General features: G+C 73.6%; 20 protein-coding genes and 2 tRNA genes. 15 read left to right on the top strand and 7 right to left on the bottom strand.

Translation table 11 applies throughout. From position 1 onward, the window contains the following. Positions 1-4: 4 nt before the first annotated feature. The 4 genes from O2W53_RS05765 to O2W53_RS05750 all read right to left on the bottom strand — a co-directional run bounded on the left by O2W53_RS05765 (position 5) and on the right by O2W53_RS05750 (position 3,921). A complete protein-coding gene (locus O2W53_RS05765) occupies positions 5-2,596 on the bottom strand; it encodes a putative bifunctional diguanylate cyclase/phosphodiesterase (RefSeq protein ID WP_269162054.1) in 2,592 nt (863 codons plus the stop codon). Positions 2,597-2,768: 172 nt separating this feature from the next. Then, positions 2,769-2,840 (bottom strand) — tRNA-Val (locus tag O2W53_RS05760). A 67-nt stretch (positions 2,841-2,907) separates the two neighbouring features. Next, positions 2,908-3,372: a peroxiredoxin gene (locus O2W53_RS05755; RefSeq protein ID WP_269162053.1), complete on the bottom strand. Its 465-nt coding sequence runs from the start codon at positions 3,370-3,372 to the stop codon at positions 2,908-2,910. Between the two features lie 123 nt (positions 3,373-3,495). Beyond that, positions 3,496-3,921, bottom strand: a complete 426-nt coding sequence (locus O2W53_RS05750) for a DUF3052 domain-containing protein (RefSeq protein WP_164699990.1) — start codon at positions 3,919-3,921, stop codon at positions 3,496-3,498. A 404-nt stretch (positions 3,922-4,325) separates the two neighbouring features. Between O2W53_RS05750 and aceE the strand changes: the two genes are divergently transcribed. From aceE to O2W53_RS05735, 3 genes are all read left to right on the top strand, one after another. Next, a complete protein-coding gene (aceE, locus tag O2W53_RS05745; RefSeq protein WP_269162052.1) occupies positions 4,326-7,136 on the top strand; it encodes a pyruvate dehydrogenase (acetyl-transferring), homodimeric type in 2,811 nt (936 codons plus the stop codon). Between the two features lie 106 nt (positions 7,137-7,242). After that, on the top strand, positions 7,243-8,007 hold the full coding sequence (locus O2W53_RS05740; protein ID WP_269162051.1) for a MerR family transcriptional regulator: 765 nt from the start codon (positions 7,243-7,245) through the stop codon (positions 8,005-8,007). Beyond that, on the top strand, positions 7,995-8,822 hold the full coding sequence (locus O2W53_RS05735) for a hypothetical protein (protein ID WP_269162050.1): 828 nt from the start codon (positions 7,995-7,997) through the stop codon (positions 8,820-8,822). The genes O2W53_RS05740 and O2W53_RS05735 overlap by 13 nt, the downstream gene beginning before the upstream one ends. Positions 8,823-8,826: 4 nt before the next feature. Here O2W53_RS05735 and O2W53_RS05730 read toward each other — a convergent pair whose 3' ends face one another. Together O2W53_RS05730 and O2W53_RS05725 are read right to left on the bottom strand one after the other, a co-directional pair. Beyond that, positions 8,827-10,041 carry a M20 metallopeptidase family protein gene (locus tag O2W53_RS05730; RefSeq protein WP_269162049.1) on the bottom strand — a complete coding sequence of 405 codons (1,215 nt, stop codon included), beginning with the start codon at positions 10,039-10,041 and terminating at the stop codon, positions 8,827-8,829. Positions 10,042-10,079: 38 nt separating this feature from the next. Then, positions 10,080-10,610 carry a pirin family protein gene (locus O2W53_RS05725; RefSeq protein ID WP_269162048.1) on the bottom strand — a complete coding sequence of 177 codons (531 nt, stop codon included), beginning with the start codon at positions 10,608-10,610 and terminating at the stop codon, positions 10,080-10,082. A gap of 117 nt (positions 10,611-10,727) precedes the next feature. On the opposite strand from O2W53_RS05725, the gene O2W53_RS05720 reads away from it, so the two are divergent. From O2W53_RS05720 to O2W53_RS05695, 6 genes are all read left to right on the top strand, one after another. Then, positions 10,728-11,894, top strand: coding sequence for a PucR family transcriptional regulator (locus O2W53_RS05720; protein WP_269162047.1), 1,167 nt, complete (start codon positions 10,728-10,730; stop codon positions 11,892-11,894). 149 nt (positions 11,895-12,043) lie between these two features. Then, positions 12,044-13,246: an acyltransferase domain-containing protein gene (locus O2W53_RS05715; protein WP_269162046.1), complete on the top strand. Its 1,203-nt coding sequence runs from the start codon at positions 12,044-12,046 to the stop codon at positions 13,244-13,246. Next, positions 13,243-14,211, top strand: a complete 969-nt coding sequence (locus O2W53_RS05710; protein ID WP_269162045.1) for a beta-ketoacyl-ACP synthase III — start codon at positions 13,243-13,245, stop codon at positions 14,209-14,211. The genes O2W53_RS05715 and O2W53_RS05710 overlap by 4 nt, the downstream gene beginning before the upstream one ends. A 100-nt stretch (positions 14,212-14,311) precedes the next feature. Further along, positions 14,312-14,557, top strand: coding sequence for an acyl carrier protein (locus O2W53_RS05705; protein WP_166757665.1), 246 nt, complete (start codon positions 14,312-14,314; stop codon positions 14,555-14,557). 102 nt (positions 14,558-14,659) lie between these two features. Beyond that, positions 14,660-15,901, top strand: coding sequence for a beta-ketoacyl-[acyl-carrier-protein] synthase family protein (locus tag O2W53_RS05700; protein WP_269162044.1), 1,242 nt, complete (start codon positions 14,660-14,662; stop codon positions 15,899-15,901). Positions 15,902-15,995: 94 nt separating this feature from the next. Beyond that, positions 15,996-17,411 (top strand): acyl-CoA carboxylase subunit beta, encoded by a 1,416-nt coding sequence (locus O2W53_RS05695; RefSeq protein WP_269162043.1) that lies wholly within the window; start codon positions 15,996-15,998, stop codon positions 17,409-17,411. Between the two features lie 279 nt (positions 17,412-17,690). Here the strand turns inward: O2W53_RS05695 and O2W53_RS05690 are convergent, their stop codons facing one another. Next, positions 17,691-18,158 (bottom strand): DUF3145 domain-containing protein, encoded by a 468-nt coding sequence (locus tag O2W53_RS05690; RefSeq protein ID WP_269162376.1) that lies wholly within the window; start codon positions 18,156-18,158, stop codon positions 17,691-17,693. A 348-nt stretch (positions 18,159-18,506) separates the two neighbouring features. On the opposite strand from O2W53_RS05690, the gene O2W53_RS05685 reads away from it, so the two are divergent. The 6 genes from O2W53_RS05685 (at position 18,507) to O2W53_RS05670 (ending at position 22,273) form a co-directional block, all read left to right on the top strand. After that, complete coding sequence (locus tag O2W53_RS05685; protein ID WP_269162042.1) at positions 18,507-19,982, top strand: arylsulfotransferase family protein; 1,476 nt, start codon at positions 18,507-18,509, stop codon at positions 19,980-19,982. 25 nt (positions 19,983-20,007) lie between these two features. Beyond that, positions 20,008-20,081: transfer RNA gene (locus O2W53_RS05680), tRNA-Ile, on the top strand. 393 nt (positions 20,082-20,474) lie between these two features. Then, positions 20,475-20,870 carry a helix-turn-helix domain-containing protein gene (locus tag O2W53_RS23890; protein WP_442929272.1) on the top strand — a complete coding sequence of 132 codons (396 nt, stop codon included), beginning with the start codon at positions 20,475-20,477 and terminating at the stop codon, positions 20,868-20,870. Positions 20,871-21,011: 141 nt separating this feature from the next. Continuing rightward, on the top strand, positions 21,012-21,602 hold the full coding sequence (locus O2W53_RS05675) for a recombinase family protein (RefSeq protein WP_269162041.1): 591 nt from the start codon (positions 21,012-21,014) through the stop codon (positions 21,600-21,602). After that, the gene (locus tag O2W53_RS23885; protein ID WP_442929271.1) at positions 21,502-21,720 is read left to right on the top strand and encodes a recombinase family protein; all 219 of its coding nucleotides are present in this window, start codon (positions 21,502-21,504) and stop codon (positions 21,718-21,720) included. The genes O2W53_RS05675 and O2W53_RS23885 overlap by 101 nt, the downstream gene beginning before the upstream one ends. 1 nt (position 21,721) lies before the next feature. Continuing rightward, positions 21,722-22,273, top strand: coding sequence for a phage integrase central domain-containing protein (locus tag O2W53_RS05670; protein WP_269162040.1), 552 nt, complete (start codon positions 21,722-21,724; stop codon positions 22,271-22,273). Positions 22,274-23,049 lie beyond the last annotated feature (776 nt).

Below are 23,049 nucleotides of genomic sequence, written 5' to 3'. Positions count from 1 at the left end.
CGCCTCACCGGAAGGCGCAGGCCCCCGACCGGAGCAGGGCGCCGGCCTCGGCGGCGGGCAGCGGCCGATGGAGCAGGTAGCCCTGCGCCTGGTCGCATGCCTCGGTCCGCAGCCTCGCCAGCTGGGCGGGCTCCTCGACGCCCTCGGCGACCACGGTCAGCCCGAAGGTGTGTGCCGCCCGGATCATCAGCGACACCAGCTCGCCGTGCCCGGGCTCGTTGGAGCCGATGAAGCTGCGGTCGATCTTCAGCGTGTCCACCGGCATGTGCCCCAGCTGACCGATGGAGGTGTAGCCGGTGCCGAAGTCGTCGATGGCGACGGCGGCGCCCAGCGCCCGCAGGGTGACCAGGTTCTCCATCGCCGAGGGATCGGCCACCAGCACCGTCTCGGTCACCTCGAGCACGAGCAGGTGGGCCGGGAGCCCTGAGGCGGCCAGCGCGTCGGTGACGTCCTGCACGACGCGGCGGTCGGCGAGGTGCCGCCCGGAGACGTTGACCGCGATGGTCGGCTCCGGCACCTCATCGGCCAGGCCGGCGTCACGGCGCCACTCGGCGAGCTGCCGGGTGGCCTCGTGCAGCACCCAGCGGTCCAGCTCGCAGATCAGCTGGGACTCCTCGGCCGCCGGGATGAACTCGTCCGGCGGGACGAGGCCGTGCCCGGGCCGCTGCCAGCGCACCAGGGCCTCGTAACCGGTCACCCGGTCCGACGTCACGTCGACCACGGGCTGGTAGTACAGCTGCATCTCCCCGCCGGCCAGGCCGACCCGGATCGCCGCCTCCAGCTCAGCCCGCTCGGCGAGCTGACCCCGCAGCACCTCGTCGAAGACCTCGGCCCGGCCCCGCCCGTGCCGCTTGGCCCGGTAGGCGGCGGTGTCCGCCGAGACGAAGAGGACGTCGGCGTCGGTGTCGGCGTCCCGGCTGACCGCCACGCCCACACTGGCACCGACCCGCACCGTGTGGCGGGCCAGCCGGATCGGCTCGCTGGTCGCCGCGATCAGCCGCTCGGCGAGCTCGACCAGCGCGCGCTCGTCCTCCACCGCCTCGACCAGCACGACGAACTCGTCGCCGCCGAGCCGGCACACGACGTCCCCCGCCCGGACCGCCGCCGACAGCCGGCCGGCGACCTCGCGCAGCACGTCGTCCCCGGCAGCGTGGCCATGGGTGTCGTTGACCGACTTGAAGCCGTCCAGGTCGACGAACAGCAGGCCGGTCATGGTCCCCGCGCGTCGGCCGCGGGACAGGGCCGCCGCGGTAAGCAGCAGCGCCTGCGCCCGGTTGGGCAGCTCGGTCAGCGGGTCGTGCGCGGCCTGGTGGGCGAGCGCGGACTGCAGCTCCTCGCGCTGGCGCACCGAGCTGACGATCTGCCGCACCGAGGCGTGCACGACCGCACCGAGCGGACCGGGCAGCGGCTCGGCCAGCACGCTGTCGGCGAGGTCCCCGCGGGCCACGGCCTGGGCCTGGTCCTGGATGCGGCGGAGACTGGCGACCGCGGCGCCCAACGCGGTGGAGACGGTGCGCACCTCGCGCGGGCCCCCGCCCTCGACCTCCACGAGCTCGCCGCGACTGACCTGGTCGGCCTGCCCGGCCAGCACGCCGAGCGAGCGGGACACGCTGCGGCCCAGGACGACGCCACCGACCGCCGCGGTCAGCAACAGACCGAGGCCGGCCAGCAGCGTGGTCGTCCGGCGGCCGTCCGCCGCGTCCCGGTCGGCGGCTGAGCTCGCCTGGGCGCCGGCGACCGCGATGTCCAGCAGCTCGGTGAAGGTGGCATCACGCGTGGTGCTCCCGTTGACCAGGGCCGCGACCTCCTCGATGGGGAGGGAGGCAGCGGTGTCCTGATCGGCCTGTGCGGCGAGCACGTCGTCCACCGCGGTCACCGCTTCGGACGCGCGGACACCGTCCCAGGCGGCGGCCAGAGCCGGCTGGGACAGGTCGTCCAGCTGGCGCTGGGCGTCGGTGTAGGCGGTCCAGGCGGCGCGCCAGTCCAGGTCGCTGCCGCGGGTGCCGGAGAGACGGAACTGGGAGCCGAGGAACAGCGGGACCACGCGACTGGAGGCCTGGGTCAGCTCGGCGACCAGCTCGACGTCGCGGGTGGCCCGATAGGTCCCGATCGTCACCTCCTGGGCACTGGCCTCCGTAGCCGCCTCCTGCTGAGCCGCCATGAGCTGAGCGGAGACGTCCAGGTAGTCCCGGTAGGTGTCCTGCAGCGAGCTCGTCCGGTAGTGCGCGCCGGCCCGGACGTCGACGAGCCGGGCGGTGGCCCGTACGGCGGCCCAGGCGCCCACGGAGGCGGCGGGCACCGAGGCCAGCGCCCGGTCGGTGACCTGCTGCGCCTGGGCGATGGCCTGCTCGGCCTGCGCCAGCTGGGCCTGCACCATCTCCGGGGAGAGCCCGGCCATGGCGCTCAGGGCCGGGTCGAGCAGGACCGTCGCGGACAGCACCGGGACGATCTCGTGCTCCACCCCGCTGCGGGCCGCGTCCAGCTGCGCCACCGCCTGCACCGCTGCCTCGGCGCGCTCGGCGGTGGCCGCCTCGGACACAGCCGATCGCACGATCGCCGCCGTCAGCGCGACCACCCCCATCAGGGGCAGCAGCACGATGGCCACGAGGTACGCCCACAAGGGAACGCCGCGGCGTCGCTGTCTGCCCGAAGGCCGGGATCTCCGTTGCACCAGATGGGCATCGGTCCACGGCCGACGGCGGACGAGCCACGGGCACCCGTCCGGGTGAGGCGGCACCGCAGCCGCACCCGGGCGGCGCGGGGAGGAGTGGGCGCGGCAGGGATCGAACCTGCGACCGCTCGCTTGTAAGGCGAGAGCTCTCCCGCTGAGCTACGCGCCCGTGCGGCCAGGGTAGCGGGAGGTCGCCCGCGCCCTGGCCGCCCGACGGACTGCGGTGGGACGGCGGCTCAGGCCGCGACGAGCTGCCCGACTGCGTCCTTCCAGCCCGACTGCGCCCGCGCGTCACCGGGCTGGTTGACCTCGGCGAAGACGAGCGTGCCCTCCCCGTCCACCAGGAACGTGCCGCGCAGCGCCATCCCGGCCCGCTCGTTGAACACCCCGTAGGCCTGGGCGGCCGCGCCGTGGGGCCAGAAGTCCGAGAGCAGCGGGAAGGGCAGCTGCTGCTCGGCCCGGAACGCCTTGAGGCTGAAGGTGGGGTCGGTGGAGATGGCGACCACCTGGACCCCGGCGTCGGTGTAGGTGCCCAGCTCGTCGCGCAACTGGCACAGCTCGCCGGTGCAGATGCCGGAGAAGGCGAACGGGTAGAAGACGACGAGCACCGGTGCCCCCCGGAGCCCGGCCAGAGAGACCACCTGCTTGTCCTGGTCGGGCAGGCTGAACTCGGGGGCGGCGTCGCCGACGGAGAGGGTCATCCCGCGATCGTGCCCCACCTCCGGCGCGGGCGCCCGGCTGAGGTCGTCATCCCCCGGCTCGTCGGCCCCCTCGCAGGGGCCCGCCGTGAGCCCGCGAGCGGTGGGGGGCGAGGGGGTCCTTCTTCAACGGCGGGAGCGGGCTGCCTTCGGGGTGACCAGCCGGATGCCCGACCAGTCCTTGGCCGCGGAGATGCTGGAGGTCTGTGCGAGCCCGGCGGTGGGGGCGGCCTCGGTGACGTCACCGGGCTCGACGTGGCCGGGGCGCCCGGACTTCGGGACCAGCAGCCACACGACGCCGTCCTCGGCGAGCGAGGCGATCGAGTCGACGAGGGCGTCGATCAGGTCGCCGTCCTCGTCGCGCCACCACAGCAGGACGACGTCGGCCACCTCGTCGGAGTCCTCGTCGACCATCTCGCCGCCCGAGAGCTCGACGACGGAGTCGCGCAGGTCCTCGTCGGCGTCCTCGTCCCAGCCGAGCTCCTGCACGACCATGCCCGGCTTGATCCCCAGCCGGGCAGCCATGCTGGTGCTGCCCGAGTCGACGCTCATCCCTGCTGTTCCTCCGTGTGCTCGGCCGCCCGGTCTCCCGGGCTGTCTCGTGTGCGGTGTGCTGCTGTGCGGTCTGGCGCGCCCCGTCGCGTGGTGCGCCGGTGCGGTGGTCCTGGAGGGATCGTGCCCTGTCCCGGCCCGCGCTGCCTGGTCGGGACCTCTGAACAGCTCGACCCGACCCCCTCCGCCCGGGTGGAGGGCGGCCCCTGGCGTGCCCCCGTCCCCCGACGTCGCCGGGGTGCGGGCCCACGCTGTCCGGGCCACCGTTGCAGCGGAGCGTAGGGCATCGGGGGGCAGGCGCAAGGCCTCGACCGGGCTGCACGGCCGCGCCCCGTGTCCCGCCCCTCGGGACGCGACACGGGGCAGACGTGACGCGCGCCGCCCCGGCAGGAGACGATGGGGGCATGAGCGCAACGCAGCAGTCGGACGGAGACCCCGCCCGCACCATCGGCAGCCCTCGTGCGGTCATCACCGACGGGCGGGCCAGCCAACTCCCCGACACCGACCCGGACGAGACCCAGGAGTGGCTGGAGTCCCTCGACGCGGTCGTCGACCATGCCGGCCGCGGCCGAGCCCGCTACCTGATGCTCCGCATGCTGGAGCGCAGCCGGGAGCAGCAGGTCGGCGTCCCCGCGTTGCGCAGCACCGACTACATCAACACGATCGGGCCGGAGCAGGAGCCTTGGTTCCCCGGCGACGAGGACGCCGAGCGCCGGATCCGCGCCTACATCCGCTGGAACGCCGCGATCATGGTCCACCGGGCGCAGCGCCCGGGCGTCGCCGTGGGCGGCCACATCTCCTCCTACGCGTCGTCCGCGTCGCTGTACGAGGTCGGCTTCAACCACTTCTTCCGCGGCAAGGACCACCCCGGCGGCGGCGACCAGATCTACTTCCAGGGGCACGCCTCCCCCGGCATCTACGCCCGCGCCTACCTCGAGGGCCGGCTCGACGAGCACCAGCTCGACGGCTTCCGGCAGGAGGTCAGCCACCCCGGCGGCGGGCTGTCGTCCTACCCGCACCCGCGGCTGATGCCCGACTTCTGGGAGTTCCCCACCGTCTCGATGGGCCTCGGCCCGATGAACGCGATCTACCAGGCGCGGTTCAACCGCTACCTGCGCGACCGCGGCATCGCCGACACCTCCGACCAGCACGTGTGGGCGTTCCTCGGCGACGGGGAGATGGACGAGCCCGAGTCGCTGGGCCCGATCGGCCTGGCCGCCCGTGAGGAGCTGGACAACCTCACCTTCGTCGTCAACTGCAACCTGCAGCGGCTCGACGGTCCGGTCCGCGGCAACGGCAAGGTCATCCAGGAGCTGGAGTCCTTCTTCCGCGGCGCCGGCTGGAACGTCATCAAGGTGGTGTGGGGCCGCGGCTGGGACAAGCTGCTGGCCGCCGACCGCGACGGCGCCCTGGTCAACCTGATGAACCAGACGCCGGACGGCGACTACCAGACCTACAAGGCCGAGGACGGCGCCTACGTCCGCGAGCACTTCTTCGGCCGCGACCCGCGCACCCGCAAGCTCGTCGAGGGCATGAGCGACAAGGAGGTCTGGGACCTCCAGCGCGGCGGGCACGACTACCGCAAGGTCTACGCGGCGTTCAAGGCGGCGCAGGACCACAAGGGCCAGCCGACGGTCATCCTGGCCAAGACCATCAAGGGCTGGACGCTCGGCAACCACTTCGAGGGCCGCAACTCCACGCACCAGATGAAGAAGCTGACCGCGGAGGACCTGGCGAACTTCCGGGACCGGCTGTACCTGCCGATCCCGGACGAGGAGCTGGACAAGACGCTGCCGCCCTACTACAAGCCGGCAGCCGACTCCGACGAGATGCAGTACATGATGGAGCGGCGTCGCCAGCTGGGCGGCTCGATCCCCCGGCGCAGCTACGCGGCCAAGCCCCTCAAGGCGCCCGACGACAAGGCCTTCGAGGTCGTCCGTCGGGGCTCGGGCAAGCAGGAGGTCGCCACCACGATGGCGTTCGTCCGGCTGCTCAAGGAGCTCATCAAGGACCCGGAGCTCGGCCCCCGCTTCGTCCCGGTGATCCCCGACGAGGCCCGCACCTTCGGGCTGGACTCGCTGTTCCCGACGAAGAAGATCTACAACCCGCACGGCCAGAACTACACCTCGGTCGACCGCGAGCTGATGCTGGCCTACAAGGAGTCCGTGACCGGGCAGATCCTGCACGAGGGGATCAACGAGGCCGGCTCCACGGCCTCGTTCATCGCCGCCGGGACGTCGTACTCCACGCACGGCGAGCCGATGATCCCGATCTACATCTTCTACTCGATGTTCGGGTTCCAGCGCACCGGTGACTCGTTCTGGGCCGCCGGTGACCAGATGACCCGCGGGTTCCTGCTGGGCGCCACCGCCGGGCGCACCACGCTGAACGGGGAGGGCCTGCAGCACGAGGACGGGCACTCGCTGCTGCTCGCGGAGACGAACCCGGCGGTCGTCTCCTACGACCCGGCGTTCGGCTACGAGCTCGGGCACATCATCAAGGACGCCCTGCGGCGCATGTACGGCGAGGACCCGGGCGCCCCGCTGGGCGGGCACCGCAGCCCCGACGTCATGTACTACCTGACGGTCTACAACGAGCCGTACGTCCAGCCGGCCGAGCCGGAGGGCCTGGACGTCACCGGGCTGCTGGCCGGGATGTACCGCTACGCCGAGGGCCCGCAGGTCGACGGCCCCAAGGCGCAGGTGCTCGCCTCCGGCGTGGCCGTGCCGTGGGCGCTGCGGGCGCAGGAGCTGCTGGCGCAGGACTGGGACGTCTCGGCCGACGTCTGGTCGGTGACCTCCTGGAACGAGCTGCGCCGCGAGGCGGTGCAGGCCGAGGAGTGGAACCTGCTGAACCCGGCGGAGGAGCCCAAGGTGCCCTACGTCACCCAGCAGCTCACCGACGTCCCCGGCCCGGTCGTCGCGGTGTCGGACTGGATGAAGGCGGTGCCGGACCTGCTCGCCCCGTTCGTCCCGGGCGGCATGACGTCGCTGGGCACCGACGGGTTCGGCCTGTCCGACACCCGCCCGGCGCTGCGCCGGCACTTCCGGGTCGACGCCGAGTCGATCGTCGTGCGCACGCTGGCCTCGCTCGCCCAGCGCGGTGAGGTCGAGCGCGACGTCGTCCGGCAGGCGGTCGAGAAGTACCAGATCGGCGAGGTGCAGGCGGCTCCCGCTGACACCAGCACCGCCCCGGAGCAGCAGCCCGAGGCGTAGTCGCCGACGAGCTCCGGTCCGACCGGACGGCCCGCCTCCCCGATCCGGGGAGGCGGGCCGTTCGTCGTGTTGACCTTGACGTAGCGACAAGGTCCATCCTGACGCCGTGGTGAGCATCGGTGCGCTGGCCAGGCTGGCGGGGACGACGACGCGGACGATCCGGCACTACCACTCCGTCGGCCTGCTCCCCGAGCCCCGCCGCCGGGCCAACGGCTACCGCGACTACGACGCGCACGACGCGGCGCGGCTCCTGCGTGTGCGTCGACTGGTCGGGCTCGGCCTGCCGTTGCCGGAGGTCGCCGCCGCACTGGCCGGCGAGCCGGTGGCCGGGCCGACCGGCGTCCGCGACGCCCTGCTCGCCCTGGACGCCGACCTGGCCCAGCAGGCCGCGGCCATCGACGTCCGTCGCCGGCAGCTCGCCGACCTCCTCGCCCGGGAGGACCTGACGACCTCCGAGCAGGTGGCCGCCCTGCTGCGTGACCTGACCGCCGCAGCGCCCGGCACGGCGCCCGACCGGCTCGCCCGGGAACGGGACCTGCTCGAACTGCTGGAGACCGCCGGGGGCGCGGAGCAGTTCAGCGGCATCGCCGACCGCTACCGGGCCGTCCTCGCCGACCCCACCACGGTCGACCGGATCAGTGCCTGGTCGGAGCGGTTCGAGGCACTGGCCGGTGCGGCACCGGCCGACCCGGCGGTCGCCGAGGTGGCCGCTGAGCTTCACGCGCTGGGCCCGGAGCTCTTCCCGGGCCCCACCGGCCCGCCGGCCGAGGACGACGGGACGGCGTGGGAGGCCTTCCTCGCCTCGCTCGCCCCGGCCCAGCGCCGGTGCGTCGAGCTGGCAGGTCGGGGGTGGCCGACGTGCGCGTCCTGAGATGGGCCGCACCGGCGGTGCTGCTGGTCGAGGTGGTGCTGGTCGCCGGGGGCCGGCTCTCCCTCGGTCGGGCCGCCCTGCTGTTCGTCCTGGTGGAGGCGCTCCTCGCGCTCACCGTGGCCGGGCAGCTGGTCGCCGCCCGTCGGCGGTACCGGCAGGCCCGGACGGCCGGAGCCGAGGCGGAGGAGGCGCTCGACGAGGCCCTCCGCACGGTGCTGCCCGGCCCGATCGCCACCGCGGTGCACCACGAGCTGCGGCTGTGGTCGTCGCTGGTGCTGCTGGCACGCCGCCGCCGGCACGGGGTGCCGCCGGGCGCGGTCGCGATCCCCTACGACCGCGACCTGCGCCCGATGGCCGTCGCGTTCCTGGGGCTCGCGGTGGTCGAGCTGGCCGTCGTCGAGCTGGCCGTGCCCTGGGCCACCGTGCGGTGGGTGCTCCTGGTCGCCGGCGTCTGGACCCTGCTGTTCGTGGCCGGGGTGGCCGCCGCCAACGTCGTCCGCCCGCACGTGGTGACCGGGGAGGTGCTGCGGCTGCGCTCGGCCACGTTCGCCGACGTCCGGGTGCCACTGGACCGGGTGGCCTCGGTCGCCGTCCGCCGCCGACCGGCACCGGACCGGACGATCTCGGTGGCCGACGCGGAACTGGTGCTCGGGATCTCGGGCTCGACGGGGGTGGAGGTGCGGCTCACCGGGCCCACCACGACCGGTCTCGGCCGGGGCTCCGCCACGGTGGGGGTCGTGCGGTTCGCCGCCGACGACCCGGCCGCCGCGGCCCGGGCACTCCGGGCCGCGGCGGAGCTCGGGGACCCGAGGTGACCGGTCAGCCGGCGAGGGCCCGGGCCGCCATCAGGGCGTACATGGCCACCCCGGCCGGGAGGGCGTCCTCGTCGAAGACGACCAGGTCGGAGTGGTTGCCCGGTGCGGTCGCCGGGTCGAGGTCCGGCGGGCAGGCGCCCAGGAAGGCCATCGCGCCGGGCACCTGCTCCAGCACGTAGGAGAAGTCCTCGGCGCCCATCAGCGGCGCCGCCATGACGGCGCTGGCCTGCTCACCCAGCAGCTGCGCAGCCGCCGCGGTCACCTGGGCGGCCACCTCGGCGTCGTTGACGGTCACCGGGTAGCCCTCGACCCGGACGAACTCCGCGCGCAGGTCGTGGGCGGCGGCGACGTGCTCGGCGACCCGCTGCACCGAGGCCAGGACGTCGGCCCGCCGCTCCGGCGAGAGGGTGCGGATCGTGCCGTCCATGACCGCGAACGGCGGGATGATGTTGTCCTTGGTGCCCGCCTCCAGGTGCCCGACGGTGACCACGGCCGGGTCGAAGACGTCGACCCGGCGGGTGACCATCGCCTGCAGCGCCAGCACGATCTCGGCGGCGACCGGCACCGGGTCGGCGGCCAGGTGCGGGGTGGAGGCGTGCCCGCCGCGACCGTGCACGGTGATCCGGAACTGGTCGGCCGAGGCCATCATGGCGCCGGCCCGCACGTTGATCGTGCCGGTCGGGAACACCGTGGAGATGTGCAGCGCGAACGCGCCGCTGACCGGGGCATCGGGGACGACGTCGAGCAGCCCCTCCTCCAGCATGAAGCGGGCGCCGTGGTGGCCCTCCTCGCCCGGCTGGAACATGAACACCACCTGCCCGGCCAGGCTGTCCCGCCGCTCGGCGAGCAGCCGCGCGGCGCCGGCCAGCATGGCCACGTGGGTGTCGTGCCCGCAGGCGTGCATCGCCCCGGGCACCTCGGAGGCGAACGGCAGGCCGGTGGTCTCGGTCAGCGGGAGCGCGTCCATGTCCCCGCGCAGCAGGTACGTGGGGCCGGGGCGACCGCCGCGCAGCACCCCGACCACCGAGGTCGTGCTGGTGCCGGTGGTCAGCTCGATGGGCAGGTCGCCGAGCGCGGCCAGCACCATCGCCTGGGTCGCCGGGAGCTGCAGGCCGACCTCGGGCTGACGGTGCAGCCGGCGGCGCAGGTCCACGGTGCGGTCGGCGTCGGCGCGGGCGGCGGCGAGCAGGTCAGCGGCGAGGGATGCGTCGGCAGGCATGCGGCCAGTCTGTAGCAGGGCTCAGCACCTGCACCAGGTCAGTCGGCCCAGGCCGGCCGGGCGGCGTCCAGCTCCCAGACCAGGACGGTCGCCGGGCCCTCGACCGGCCCGTCCCCCGGTTCCACGGTCACCTCGCCGTCGCGGGCGACCACCCGCAGCCCGGGTGGCACCTCGGCGCCGGCCTCGCCCACCCAGAGCCGGGCGTCGGCCCGGCCGAGGTCGACCCACCCGGTCGGCCGGAGCAGGACGTCGTGCGCCGGCTGCGCCCCGGGGTCGGCGGCCCGCAGGTACGTCTGGACGACGTGCGCTCCCCCGACGCCGGCGACCTCGTCGTGCTCCAGCCCCCGGCCCGCGCGCAGGACGGCGACGTCGCCGGCCCCCAGCACGGCCTCGCGTCCCCAGGCGTGCCGCAGCCGGCCGGCGAGCACGACCGCCACCACGTCGACGTCGGCGTGGGCGTGCCGCCCGTACCCGGTGGCGGCGCCGAGCCGGTCGTCGGCCATCCGCAGCAGCGGGCCCAGCGACCCGTCCTGGGGGGCCAGCAGCACCCGGGACTCCAGCCCGCTCATCGGCGGGCCCCCGGACGGGCGGCGGGGACGGGATGACCCGGAGGAGCGGTGTGCACCGCTCCACGATCCCTGATGCTGGGTGCGCCGTGACACGCTGGTGGGATGGGAGCAGGTCCGGTGCGCACGCAGCCCTCGGAGGCGACGTTGCGCCGGCTCGAGCGCTCCTCGGGCGCCCTGGCCACCCAGGCGGTGGCCCGGATGGACGAGGAGCTGTCCTGGTTCCGGGCGATGCCCGCCAGCCAGCGGTCCTGGGTCACGCTCGTCGCCCAGGCCGGCATCGCCTCACTGGTCGAGTGGTGCCGCAACCCCGGCCGGCCGCCGCGGCTGACCGGAGAGGTCTTCGGCGCAGCCCCCCGCGAGCTGATGCAGGCCGTGCCGCTGAAGCGTTCGGTCGACCTGATCAAGGTGACCGTCGAGGTGGTCGAGGACCGGGTCGAGCAGGTGGCCGAGCCCGGCGACGCCGACCGGCTGCGGCTGACCGTGCTGCAGTTCAGCCGGGAGATCGCCTTCGCCGCGGCCCACGTCTACGCGAGCTTCGCCGAGAACCGCGGCGCCTGGGACGCCCGGCTGGAGGCACTGGTCGTCGACGCCCTGGTCCGCGGTGACCGCGCCGACGAGCTGCCCGGCCGGGCCGCGGCCCTGGGCTGGACGGAGACCGAGCCGGTCGTCGTCCTGGTCGGTTCGGCCCCGCCGGGTGAGGACGACGCCCGCGCCGCCGTCCGCCGGGCGGCCCGGTCGCTGGGCTGCGAGGTGCTCGTCGGGGTGCACGCCGACGAGCTGGTCGTCGTCCTCGGCGGTGCCGCCGACCTGGCCCAGATCACCTCCCGGGTGTGCCGCGAGTTCGGGCCCGGCCCGGTGGTGCTCGGCCCGCGGGTCGACTCGCTGGCCCACGCCGGGGAGTCCGCGACCGTGGCCCTGGCCGGGCTGCGCGCCGCCGCGGCGTGGCCCGGCGCGCCCCGGCCGGTCGAGGCCGAGGACCTGCTGCCCGAGCGGGCGCTGGACGGCGACCCGCTGGCACGCTCCGCGCTGGCCGACCGGGTGGTGGCGCCGTTGCAGGCGGCCGGCACCGAGGTGCTGGAGACCGTGCGCACCGTGCTGGGCAACGGGGGCAACCTGGAGGCCACCGCCCGCGCGCTGTTCGTGCACACCAACACCGTGCGGTACCGGCTCAAGCGGGCTGCCGAGCTCACCGGTTACTCGGCCACCGACCCCCGGGGAGCCTGGACGCTGCAGCTGGCACTGGCCCTCGCGCAGCTCGAGGGTGGCCGCTCCCTCTGGCACTGAGCGGCCGCCCGTTGTGGTCTCTCGGCCCGACACGCGGCGTCGGAGTCGGGTTGCCGGGCCCTCGTTTGGAGGGATCCTCCAAGAAGAGGCTGCAGATCTTCGTGGGCGATGCCAGCCCGCGGAGGCTGCCCGGCTGGCACGGTGTACACGTGTTGGCCGTTCTCGCCCCCGGACAGGGTGCACAGAAGCCCGGGATGCTCACCGACTGGCTCGAGCTCCCCGGCGCCGAGTCCTTCTTCCGCTGGGCCGGTGCGATCGCCGACGCCGACCTCCTGGAGCTCGGCACCACCGGTGACGCCGAGGCCATCAAGGACACCGCGGTCACCCAGCCGCTGGTCGTCGCGATGAGCCTGTTCATCGCCCGCGAGCTCGGCGGGATGCCCGGTCCGGTGGTGCACTCCCCGCACGCCGGGCGGGACGTCGTGATCACTGGGCACAGCGTCGGCGAGCTGACCGCCGCTGCACTGGCCGGTGTCCTCTCCGTCGAGGCGGCGATCGCGCTGACCGCCGTCCGCGGCCGGGCCATGGCCCGCTCCTGTGCGCAGACCCCCACCGGGATGTCCGCCGTCCTCGGTGGTGACCCCGACGAGGTGCTCGCCGCCCTCGAGCAGCACGGCCTGGTGCCGGCCAACCGCAACGGTGGTGGGCAGATCGTCGCCGCCGGCCCGCTCGACGGGCTGGCCGCGCTCAAGGCCGACCCGCCGGCCAAGGCGCGGATCATGCCGCTGTCGGTGGCCGGGGCGTTCCACACCCACCACATGGCCTCCGCCCGCGCGGAGCTCGAGGCGCTGATCGGTGGCCTCCGCCCGGCCGACCCGAGCCGGCTGCTGCTCTCCAACGCCGACGGCGCCGCGGTCGACAACGGCGCCGAGGTGCTCTCCCGGCTGGTCAGCCAGGTCACCAGCCCGGTCCGCTTCGACGCCTGCCTGGCCACCCTGCGCGACCTCGGCGTCACCGCCGTGCTGGAGCTGCCGCCCGCCGGCGCACTGGCCGGCCTGGCCAAGCGCGAGTGGAAGGGCTCGGACATCGAGGTGCTGGCGCTGACCAGCCCCGCCGACCTGGACCGCGCCCGTGAGCTGATCGACGCCGAGCGCGGTCGGGCCGAGGCCGAGCACTCCCCCGACTGGCGCGTCGTGGTCTCCCCCGTCCGGGGCACAGTGCGCCCGGCCGAGGTCCCCGAGGGCACCCGCCTCCCTGCCGGGAGCCCGCTGGGCTCCGTGCAGAGCCGGCGCGAGGAGGTCAACGTCTCCACCGGCTACGACGGCGTCCTCGCCGAGTGGCTCGTGCACGACGGCGACCTCGTCGACGCCGGTGACCCGATCGCCCGTCTCTACCCGGAGGTGTCCGCGTGACCACCATCAAGCTGCGGGAAGGAGCCCCCGGCGCGAGCATCCTCGGCCTGGGCTCCTACCGCCCCCGCCGCCGGGTGACCAACGACGAACTCGCCCAGGTGATGGACACCAACGACGAGTGGATCCAGTCCCGCGTCGGCATCGCCGAGCGCCGCTGGGCCTCCGAGGACGAGACGCTGGTCGACATGTCCATCGCCGCCGGCGGTAAGGCGCTGGCGGCGAGCGGGCTGGCGCCGGACCAGATCGACCTGGTCATCGTGGCCAGCGCCAGCCTGACCGCCCCGATCCCGGGCATCGGCCCGCAGGTCGCGCACCGGCTGGGCATCCCCCGCCCCGGCGCGTTCGACCTCAACGCCGGCTGCGCCGGGTTCTGCTATGCGCTCAGCGTGGCCGCCGACGCCATCCGCACCGGCGAGGCCACCAACGTGTTGGTGGTCGGGGTCGAGCGGCTCAGCGACGTCACCGACCAGACCGACCGCAGCACCGCGGTGATCTTCGCCGACGGGGCCGGGGCCGCCGTCCTGGGCCCGACCGACGAGCCCGGCATCGGCCCGGTCGCCTGGGGCAGCGACGGCGACCAGTACACCGCCATCGAGATCGCCGCCGGCCGCTCGACCATGACGATGGCCGGTCAGACCGTCTACCGCTGGGCCACCACGAAGCTGACCCAGACGCTGATCGAGGCGATGGAGAAGGCCGGCGTCACCGCCGCCGACATCGACGTCTTCGCCCCGCACCAGGCGAACCTGCGGATCATCGAGTCGATGGCCAAGAAGCTCGGCTTCAGCGAGGACACCGTGATCGCCCGCGACGTCGTCCAGTCGGGCAACACCTCGGCCGCCTCCGTCCCGCTGGCGCTCACCGCGCTGATGGAGTCCGGCGAGGCCAAGTCCGGCGACCTGGCCCTGGTGCTCGGGTACGGCGCCGGGCTCACCTTCGCCGGCCAGGTGCTGCGCCTCCCCTGAGGCGCCCGCCCGACCGACCACAGACCCCCGGGACACCCGTCCCGGACGAGGTGGGGACCCTTCCGGGCTCCCGCCACCGACGCCAGAGAGAGGACCCCGCGTGCCCAGCACCGCAGACATCCAGGCCGGTCTCGCCGAGATCCTGGAGGAGGTGGCCGGGGTCGCCCCCGCCGACGCCACCCCCGAGAAGTCCTTCACCGACGACCTCGACGTCGACTCGCTGTCGATGGTGGAGATCGCCACCGCCGTCGAGGACAAGTTCGGCGTCGCGATCCCGGACGACGAGCTCGCCAACATCAAGACCGTCGGCGACGCGATCTCCTTCATCGAGAAGAACCAGGGCTGAGGAAGGACCACCCTTCCCCCCACGCGGGCGCCTGAAGGGTGGCCGACCAGCTCCACCACCCGGCCGTCCGGCCAGACCCAGCTACTCCCAGGAGGAACGTCCATGAGCACCCCCACCGCTGACGTCGTCGTCACCGGGCTCGGCGCCACCACGCCCCTCGGTGGCGACGTGGCCTCCACCTGGGAGGCGCTGCTGGCCGGCCGGTCCGGGGTCAGCCGGATCACCGACGACTGGGCCAAGGACTTCTCGGCCCAGCTCGTCGCCCGGCTGTCCACCGAGCCGGCCGAGGTGCTCGACCGCGTGCGTATCCGGCGGCTGGACCGCAGCCAGCAGGTCGCCGTGATCGCCGCCGAGGAGGCTTGGCGCGACGCTGCCGGCGCCGACTCCGGTGTCGCCCCCGAACGGATCGCCGTCGTCTTCGGCACCGGCATCGGCGGCGCGGTCACCCTGCTCGACCAGGACGACATCCTCGAGGCCAAGGGCCCCAAGCGGGTCTCCCCCTTCACCATCCCGATGCTCATGCCCAACGGCCCCGCCGCTGCGGTCGGGCTCGCGGTCGGCGCCAAGGCCGGGGTGCACGCCCCGGTCAGCGCCTGCGCATCCGGCGCCGAGGCCATCCGCTGGGGGCTGGACCTGCTCCGCCTGGGCCGCGCCGACATGGTCGTCGTCGGCGGCACCGAGGCCTGCGTGCACCCGCTGCCGATGGCCGGCTTCTCCGCCATGCGCGCGATGAGCACCCGCAACGATGAGCCCGAGCGTGCCTCCCGGCCGTTCGACAAGGGCCGGGACGGGTTCGTGCTCGGCGAGGGCGCTGCCGCCCTCGTCCTCGAGCGCGCCGACGCGGCCAAGGCGCGCGGCGCCAGGATCCACGCCCGGCTGGCCGGTGCCGGCGGCACCGCCGACGGCTACGACCTCGTCGCCCCGCACCCCGAGGGTGAGGGTGCCGGGCGGGCGATCGCCGCCGCCATCCGGGACGCCGGGCTGACCCCGGCCGACATCGGCCACGTCAACGCCCACGCCACCTCCACCCCGATCGGCGACACCGCCGAGGCCTCCGCGATCCACGACGCCATCGGTGACCACACGCTGGTCACCGCCACCAAGAGCCAGACCGGGCACCTGCTCGGCGCGGCCGGTGCGCTGGAGTCGGTGTTCTCGATCCTGGCGCTGCGCGAACAGATCGTGCCGGCGACCGCCAACCTCGACGACCCCGACGACAACGCCGCCGTCCAGGCCCTCGACATCGTCCGCCGCGAACCGCGGAAGGCGACCTTCTCCGCCGCACTGAACGACTCGTTCGGCTTCGGCGGCCACAACATGGCCCTGGTGTTCACGACGGCGTGACGCAGGACCCCGCTGCCCTCCAGCAGGCGCGACCTCGCAGCGGGACCCTGCAGCGCGGCCGCACCCTCCCGACCCGCGCTTCGAGGAGTTGCTCATGACCACCGTCTCCGCCGCACCGCCGACCACTCCCACCGTCGACCCGCGGGACCCCGAGGACCGGCTCGCCCGGTTCTTCGACCCCGGCTCGATGCAGTTGCTGTCGGCCCGGGACACCTCGGGGGCGCTCGCCGCCCGGGGCACGGTGGCCGGCTCCCCCGCCGTCGCCTACTGCACCGACGCCACGATCATGGGCGGTGCCATGGGCCTGGACGGCTGCCGGCACATCGTCGACGCGATCGACACCGCCCTGCGGGAGCGGGTGCCGGTCGTCGGGATCTGGCACTCGGGTGGGGCGCGGCTGGCCGAGGGCGTCACCGCCCTGCACGCGGTCGGTGAGGTGTTCGCCGCGATGGTGCGCGCCTCGGGGCGGGTGCCGCAGGTCTCCGTCGTCCTCGGCCCGGCCGCGGGTGGGGCGGCGTACGGGCCGGCGCTGACCGACCTGGTGATCATGGGCCCGGCCGGGCGGGTCTTCGTGACCGGCCCGGACGTCGTCCGCTCGGTCACCGGTGAGGTCGTCGACCAGGAGCAGCTGGGCGGCCCGGACACCCACGGCCGGCGCTCCGGTGTCGTGCACGTGGTCACCGACACCGAGGCCGAGGCGCTGGAGACCGCGCGCCAGGCCGTCGACCTGCTCGCCGCCCAGGGCACCTTCGCCCCGGCCGCCGAGGAGCCCGCCGTCGACCTGATGACCCTCCTCCCCGAGCAGCGCAACCGGGCCTACGACGTCAAGCCGCTGGTCGCCTCGCTGCTGGACTCCCCCGGGCTGGAGCTGCACCCGCGCTTCGCGCCCAACGTGGTGACGACGTTGGGCCGGCTGGCCGGCCGGACGGTGGGCGTGATCGCCAACAACCCGCTGCGGCTGGGTGGCTGCCTGGACTCCGCGTCGGCGGAGAAGGCGGCCCGGTTCGTGCGGATGTGCGACGCCTTCGGGGTGCCGTTGGTCGTGCTGGTCGACGTCCCCGGCTACCTGCCCGGCGTCGGCCAGGAGTGGGACGGCGTGGTGCGCCGCGGCGCGAAGCTGCTGCACGCCTTCGCCGAGGCCGTGGTGCCGCGGGTGACGCTGGTGACCCGCAAATCCTACGGCGGCGCCTACATCGCCATGAACGCCCGCTCGCTGGGCGCCACCGCCGTGTTCGCCTGGCCGGGCGCCGAGGTCGCCGTGATGGGCGCGAAGGCCGCCGTCGGCATCCTGCACCGCAAGAAGCTGGCCGCTGCCCCGCCCGGCGAGCGGGAGGCGCTGCACGCCCAGCTGGCCGCCGAGCACGAGCGGATCGCCGGCGGGGTCAACCGCGCCCGGGAGATCGGCGTCGTCGACGAGGTCGTGGAGCCGACGCAGACCAAGCGCCGGCTGGTCGCCGCGCTGGCGGAGGCCCCTTCCGGCCGGGGAGCGCACGGCAACATCCCACTCTGACGAAGGACCCCGTCCCACTCACCCCTCGCGCGCTCGGGGCGAGCCTCCGGACGGGGCCTGACGCACAACGGCCCGGCACCCTCCGTGGAGGGTGCCGGGCCGTTGTGCGTGTGCGGGCCGACCGCCGGCCTCACCGCGCAGTCGCCGACCCTCCTCTGCAGCGTGAGGACGGCGGCGGTACCGCGAGTGCGGCGATCATGCGACCTGCTCCGAGGAGCAGTGGAAGGACCACCTTCTCCCCACCACTCGCAGGCTCGCGGCGGGGCCCGGAAGGCGGCCCTAGACGACCTGGTGCAGCCAGGTGGCCGGGGTGGCGTCGCCGGCGTACCGGTAGGCCTCCAGGTCGGCGTCCCACGCCGAACCGAGCAGCGCGTCGACGCCGTGCCGGAAGGCCTCCACCGAGGTGGCGGTCGCGGCCAGGTGCCGCAGCTGCTGCTCGCTGATGACCAGGTCGCCGTTGGCGCTGACCGGCGACCGGTGCACGCCGTGCCCGGGCACGTAGGACATGCGCTCGCCGTCGTTGCCGTGGCTGGCCTCTTCGGTGACCTCGAAGCGCAGCATCGGCCACTGCTTGAGGGCAGCGACGAGCTTGGCCCCAGTGCCGGGTGCGCCTGTCCAGGCGATCTCGGCACGGTAGGCCCCGTGCGCCACGGGCTGGTCAGCCCATGACAAAGACACCGGCGCGCCCAGAACGCTCTCGAGCGCCCATCCGACGTGCTGGCAGAGCGCCTTCGGGCACGCGTGCACGAAGACGACACCCTGGGTTGACCGTCGCTGCACGGCGCACCTCCATCGACTCGACTGGTTCGTCTTCCCCAACGGACCTGTCGCGCGATGACTGCATTCGTACCTCGGCGGCTCCAGGAGCAACCGGTCGACAGTTTGCCTGATCGTGACCTTGCTGCGCCAGTGCGGAGCGGCGCAGATGAGACGTCTGGGACTGGAGTGGTCCAACGAGGCGGATGATCCAGCAGGTCAGGGGGTCGATCGGCGCGACACGTGGACGATCTGGACGGAAAATGTCCATGGTGTCGGCGGCGCCTGCGCGGATCTCCGGCCCCTGCGAAGATCCCTGGCCCCTGCGAGGATCCCCGCATGCCGCGAACCCGGTCCCTGCCCCTCGCGCTGTGCGCCAGCATCTCATCACTGGCGCTCGTCGCCGGCTGCGGCACGGACGGCGGCGCGGCGGAGGAAGAGGCCGAGGCCACGGTCGGGCCCGCGGTGCCGGCGTACGTCAGCCGCCCCGACCTGACCGCCCCCGACATCGAGATCACCCCGGCGGCCGCCGCACCGGAGGCGGACGGGTCGGTCGTCCTGCTCGGACCGAAGAGCGACGGCGCGCCGCTCAACGGGGTGCTGATCGTCGACGAGACGGGCGAGCCGATCTGGATCCACCCGACCGAGAGCCGCAGCTACGACGTCCGGGTGCAGGAGCTCGACGGCGAGCCGGTGCTGACCTGGTGGCAGGGCACCAGCCCGGTGGTCGGGATGGGGCTCGGGGAGTTCGTCGTCGTCGACGACTCCTACCGGGAGATCGCCACGATCACCACCGGCGGCGAGGTCGAGCCGGGGCAGGCCGACATCCACGAGGGGCGGCTCACCTCCGACGGCACCGCGCTGATCGCCGCCTACGTCAAGGAGCAGATCGACCTCACCCCGGTCGGCGGCCCCGAGGACGGCTGGGTGTGGGACAACGTCGTCCAGGAGGTCGACGTCGACACCGGTGAGGTGCTGTTCTCCTGGCGGTCGCTGGACCACGTGCCGCTGGAGGCGACCAAGAGCGAGTTCTCCGACGACGGCGGCACCGAGGACCAGCCGTTCGACTACTTCCACGTCAACTCGGTCGCCGAGGACGCCGACGGGTCGCTGCTGGTCTCGGCGCGGAACACCTGGGGGGTCTACGACGTCGACCGGGAGTCCGGCGAGGTGCTGTGGACCCTGGGCGGTGAGGAGAGCGACTTCGAGCTCGGTGACGGGGTCGAGTTCGCCTGGCAGCACGACGCGGAGCGGCAGACCGACGGCACGCTGACGCTGTTCGACAACCAGTCCGAGCCGGACATCGGCCCCACCTCGCGGGGTCTCCGGCTCGACGTGGACGAGCAGGCCCGGACCGCGACGCTGGTGACCGAGTACCTGCCGCCCGACCCCGACCGGTTGGCCGGCAGCCAGGGCAGCCTGGAGGTGCTGCCGAACGGCAACGTGTTCATCGGGTGGGGGTCGCGGCCGTACTACTCGGAGTTCGCCGCCGACGGCACGCTGCTCTGGGACGCCGCGCTGGGCAGCGGCGACAACTACCGCGCGTACCGAGCCGAGTGGAGCGCGACGCCGGCGGACCCGCCGGACGCGGTACTGGAGGACGGCGCCGTGTACGTCAGCTGGAACGGTGCGACCGAGGTCGCCTCCTGGCGACTGGTCGCCGGGGAGGACGAGGTGGCAGCTGAGGCCGGGGAGCCGGTCGCCCGGTCCGGGTTCGAGACCCGGCTGCCGGTGGACGGCGACCCGGCGTACCTGGCCGTCGAGGCGCTGGACTCCGAGGGGCGCGTGCTGGGCAGCACCATGCCGATCGCCTGAGGGCGACCGCTAGCGTGAACGCCCTGGGGCGGTAGCTCAGCCGGTCAGAGCATGGGACTCATAATCCCTGGGTCGTGGGTTCGAGCCCCACCCGCCCCACCGCGAATCACCAGGCCAGTGGCTCGCCGGCTCAGGTCGCCGTCGGCGCTTCGACCCGTTAGGCCAACGTCTGGGCCAACGAGGCCTGTGGATAGCCCGCTCAGGCGCGCTCTGTCCATCCCCGCCGGGTGCTTGCCGCTCCGCTCCTCCGTGGGTCAGGATGGTCAGGCAACAGGCGCACCACCGCGTACGGGTGCCCGCTGAAAGCGGGACGTCGCACTACCGCCGTCATCTCCTTGCTGAGCGACAAGGCACCGCTGTCGAGCCAGGGCTGATGCGACAAACGCTGATCGGCTGGCGTGAGCGTCGGGCGGATCCCAGACACCTGGGTTCCTCGCCCGGCGCTCTTTGCGTTCTCGGACAGGAACCTCCACTCACGGAGGAATCTCCCCCATGCCCAGCACCCCCACGAAGCCCCGCGACCACGGCCCGCTCTGGTGCGACGAACAAACGGCCGCCTACCTCGGCGTCTCTCGCGTGACGGTCCGGCGGATGCGTTCCGCCAAAGAGCTGCCGACCGTGTACGTGCGCGGGGCCGCCCGCACACTCGGAGGCGGTTGGCTCCGGTCTCCCCGAGCCCTGGCACGCGCCCCCGGTGGAGCCGCACCGGGCGCGACAAGCACCCGCCCGGCCGGTGTTGCGCGGGGACGACGCCCCTCCCCCACCGCGCTACGGGCCCACGGCCTCCGGACCGCGTTCGCGGCGGAACCCCCGGCGCCGCTGACGCCGAACGGGACGTATCGACGCCGGAGCACTTCGGCGTCACCCGCCCGCAGCGTCGAACGCTGAACCTTCGGCGTCGACTTCTGTTGGCTGAGTCGGTCCGCACATCAGGAGCCTCAGGAGGCCACGTGCACCGCCACCCCACGCCCACCCGTGCCGACGCGCGCGGCACCATCCCGACCCAGACCGACCAGAAAGGCCCGGCCGGTGCCCGGCTCGGCAACGCCGCTCGGGCCGACGCACAGAAACCGACGGCCGGTCGTCGCCTACCTGCGGGTCAGCACTGACGAGCAGATCCAGAGCGGCCTCGGCCTCGACGCCCAGCGCGCGGCCGTCGAGCAGGAGGCCGCCCGCCGTGGCTGGCAGGTGCAATACCAGGTCGATGAAGGCGTGAGCGGCAAGCTCCGCAACCGCCCGGCTCTCGACTGCGCGCTGGCCCGCCTCGAAGCCGGCGAAGCGGAGGCGCTCGTCGTCGCAAAGATGGACCGCCTCGGCCGCAGCGTCATCCAGGCCAGCGACGTCCTCGAGACCGCCCGCCGCCAGAAGTGGGACCTAGTCGTGCTGGACCTGGGCATGGACCTGACCACTCCGCACGGTAAGGCGATGGCGCAGATGCTCGCCGTCTTCGCCGAGCTGGAACGCGATCAGCGCCCGCACGAAGACCTCTCTCGGAGCCGCCAAGGCCAGAGGCATCCGCATGCGCCGCCCACGCCAAATCGACCCCGCACTGCTGGCTCACATCGTCGCGATGAACGCGGCCGGGTCGAGCTACCGCAAGATCGCTGCCGCTCTGACTGACGAAGGCGTGCCGACGCCGACCGGGCGCGCGAAATGGAACCCCAGCAGCATCGGCGGCCTTCTCACTTCCGCTGCCCTTGACCCCGTCCCTTCCCCCACGGCTGCAGAGGTCGCCTGAGATGGTCACGCGCATTCCCACCCGCACGCCGGGCGTCTACAAGGTCCAGCGGGGCAAGGGCACCGTCTACGTGGCCCGCTGGCGCGAGGTGCACGCGACCACCGGCAAGGCCCGCGTCCGCAGCAAGACGTTCACGACCGAGACTGCCGCCCGGCAGTTCCGAGCCAGCGTCACGCACGCCCGGGCGACCGGCCCCTACGTCGACCCGCAGGCCGGACGGGTGACCTTCTCCGACGTGGCGGACCAGTGGCTCGCGAGCGCTGCCACCAGCGGCATCCGATCCCAGACAGTGGAGAAGTACCGGCGGAACCTCGCGAACTATGCGCTGCCCGCGTTCGGAGCCCGGAAGCTGAACAGCATCACGAGTCGGGATATCGAGCTTTCGCTGCGCGGCCTGCGCACCACCCACGGCGAACCGCTGATGCCTGCGACCGTTCGATGGGCGTTCTTCCCGTTGCAAGCGACCTTCCGCTACGCGCGGCGGCACAACGTCATCCCCGAGCAACCCCTGCGAGGCAGTAGCGGTGCCGAAGGCGCTGCCCACCGGCCGTGAGAAGGTCGAGGGCCACTTCCTCAGCCGGGCGCAGGTCGACGCCCTGGCCGCGAAGGTGGCAGAAACGGACCCGGTCTACGGGCTGCTGGTCCGTTTCGCGGCTGGGGTCGGACTGCGGACGAGTGAGCTGGCAGGCCTGCGCCTGCGGGATCTGCGACTGGCCCGCCGAGACGCGGCGGTCGAGCGCACCGCCAAGAACGTGCCCGGCACCGGCTGGGCCTTCGAGGAACCAAGAGCGCCAGGAGCCGGCGACGGGTTCCAATATTTTATGACGAGCTGCTGCACGACCTGGGCCAGTACCTCGCCACCTACCCGCGCCGCGATGAACTGGACGCGCCCTTGTGGCCCGGTCGGGCTCGTAGCGGCTGCGACTACGGCACGGCAGGCGCTGACCACCTGTGGAACGCACAGGCGTTCTACGCAACGTCTACCGCCCGGCCGTGGCCGCCGTGGGCCTGCCCGCCGACGCACACACTGGAGTCCGATCCCACCACCTGCGGCACACCTGCGGCACACCTGCGGCAGCCAGTGGCTCGCAGACGGGCACGACATGTTCAGCGTGAGCCGGTGGCTAGGGCACAGCTCCATCGCCTTCACGGACGCGGTGTACGCCCACGTCGCCCAGGCCCCAGACTACACCGCGGCAATCGAGCGAACGCGGCGAGCGCGAGGCGTATGGGAGCCAAGACGGGTCGCTGACACGCATACAGCGTGTTTCGCCTTGACGTATGACGTTCGGGACCTCATCATCGGAGATGACGAACTTTAGGCCCCAC

This window comes from Modestobacter sp. VKM Ac-2978, assembly GCF_026968025.1.
Lineage (GTDB): Bacteria > Actinomycetota > Actinomycetes > Mycobacteriales > Geodermatophilaceae > Modestobacter.
Note: the sequence above shows the minus strand (reverse complement) of the source record. Positions and strands in the feature narration are given on the sequence as shown.

What these genes read in the sequence shown, in the direction of transcription:
- O2W53_RS05755 (WP_269162053.1), bottom strand. Translation starts at nt 3,372, where the DNA reads ATGACCCTCTCCGTCGGCGACGCCGCCCCCGAGTTCAGCCTGCCCGAC.
- O2W53_RS05750 (WP_164699990.1), bottom strand. Translation starts at nt 3,921, where the DNA reads ATGAGCGTCGACTCGGGCAGCACCAGCATGGCTGCCCGGCTGGGGATC.
- aceE (WP_269162052.1), top strand. Translation starts at nt 4,326, where the DNA reads ATGAGCGCAACGCAGCAGTCGGACGGAGACCCCGCCCGCACCATCGGC.
- O2W53_RS05730 (WP_269162049.1), bottom strand. Translation starts at nt 10,041, where the DNA reads ATGCCTGCCGACGCATCCCTCGCCGCTGACCTGCTCGCCGCCGCCCGC.
- O2W53_RS05725 (WP_269162048.1), bottom strand. Translation starts at nt 10,610, where the DNA reads ATGAGCGGGCTGGAGTCCCGGGTGCTGCTGGCCCCCCAGGACGGGTCG.
- O2W53_RS05700 (WP_269162044.1), top strand. Translation starts at nt 14,660, where the DNA reads ATGAGCACCCCCACCGCTGACGTCGTCGTCACCGGGCTCGGCGCCACC.
- O2W53_RS05695 (WP_269162043.1), top strand. Translation starts at nt 15,996, where the DNA reads ATGACCACCGTCTCCGCCGCACCGCCGACCACTCCCACCGTCGACCCG.
- O2W53_RS05685 (WP_269162042.1), top strand. Translation starts at nt 18,507, where the DNA reads ATGCCGCGAACCCGGTCCCTGCCCCTCGCGCTGTGCGCCAGCATCTCA.
- O2W53_RS23890 (WP_442929272.1), top strand. Translation starts at nt 20,475, where the DNA reads ATGCCCAGCACCCCCACGAAGCCCCGCGACCACGGCCCGCTCTGGTGC.
- O2W53_RS23885 (WP_442929271.1), top strand. Translation starts at nt 21,502, where the DNA reads ATGCGCCGCCCACGCCAAATCGACCCCGCACTGCTGGCTCACATCGTC.
- O2W53_RS05670 (WP_269162040.1), top strand. Translation starts at nt 21,722, where the DNA reads ATGGTCACGCGCATTCCCACCCGCACGCCGGGCGTCTACAAGGTCCAG.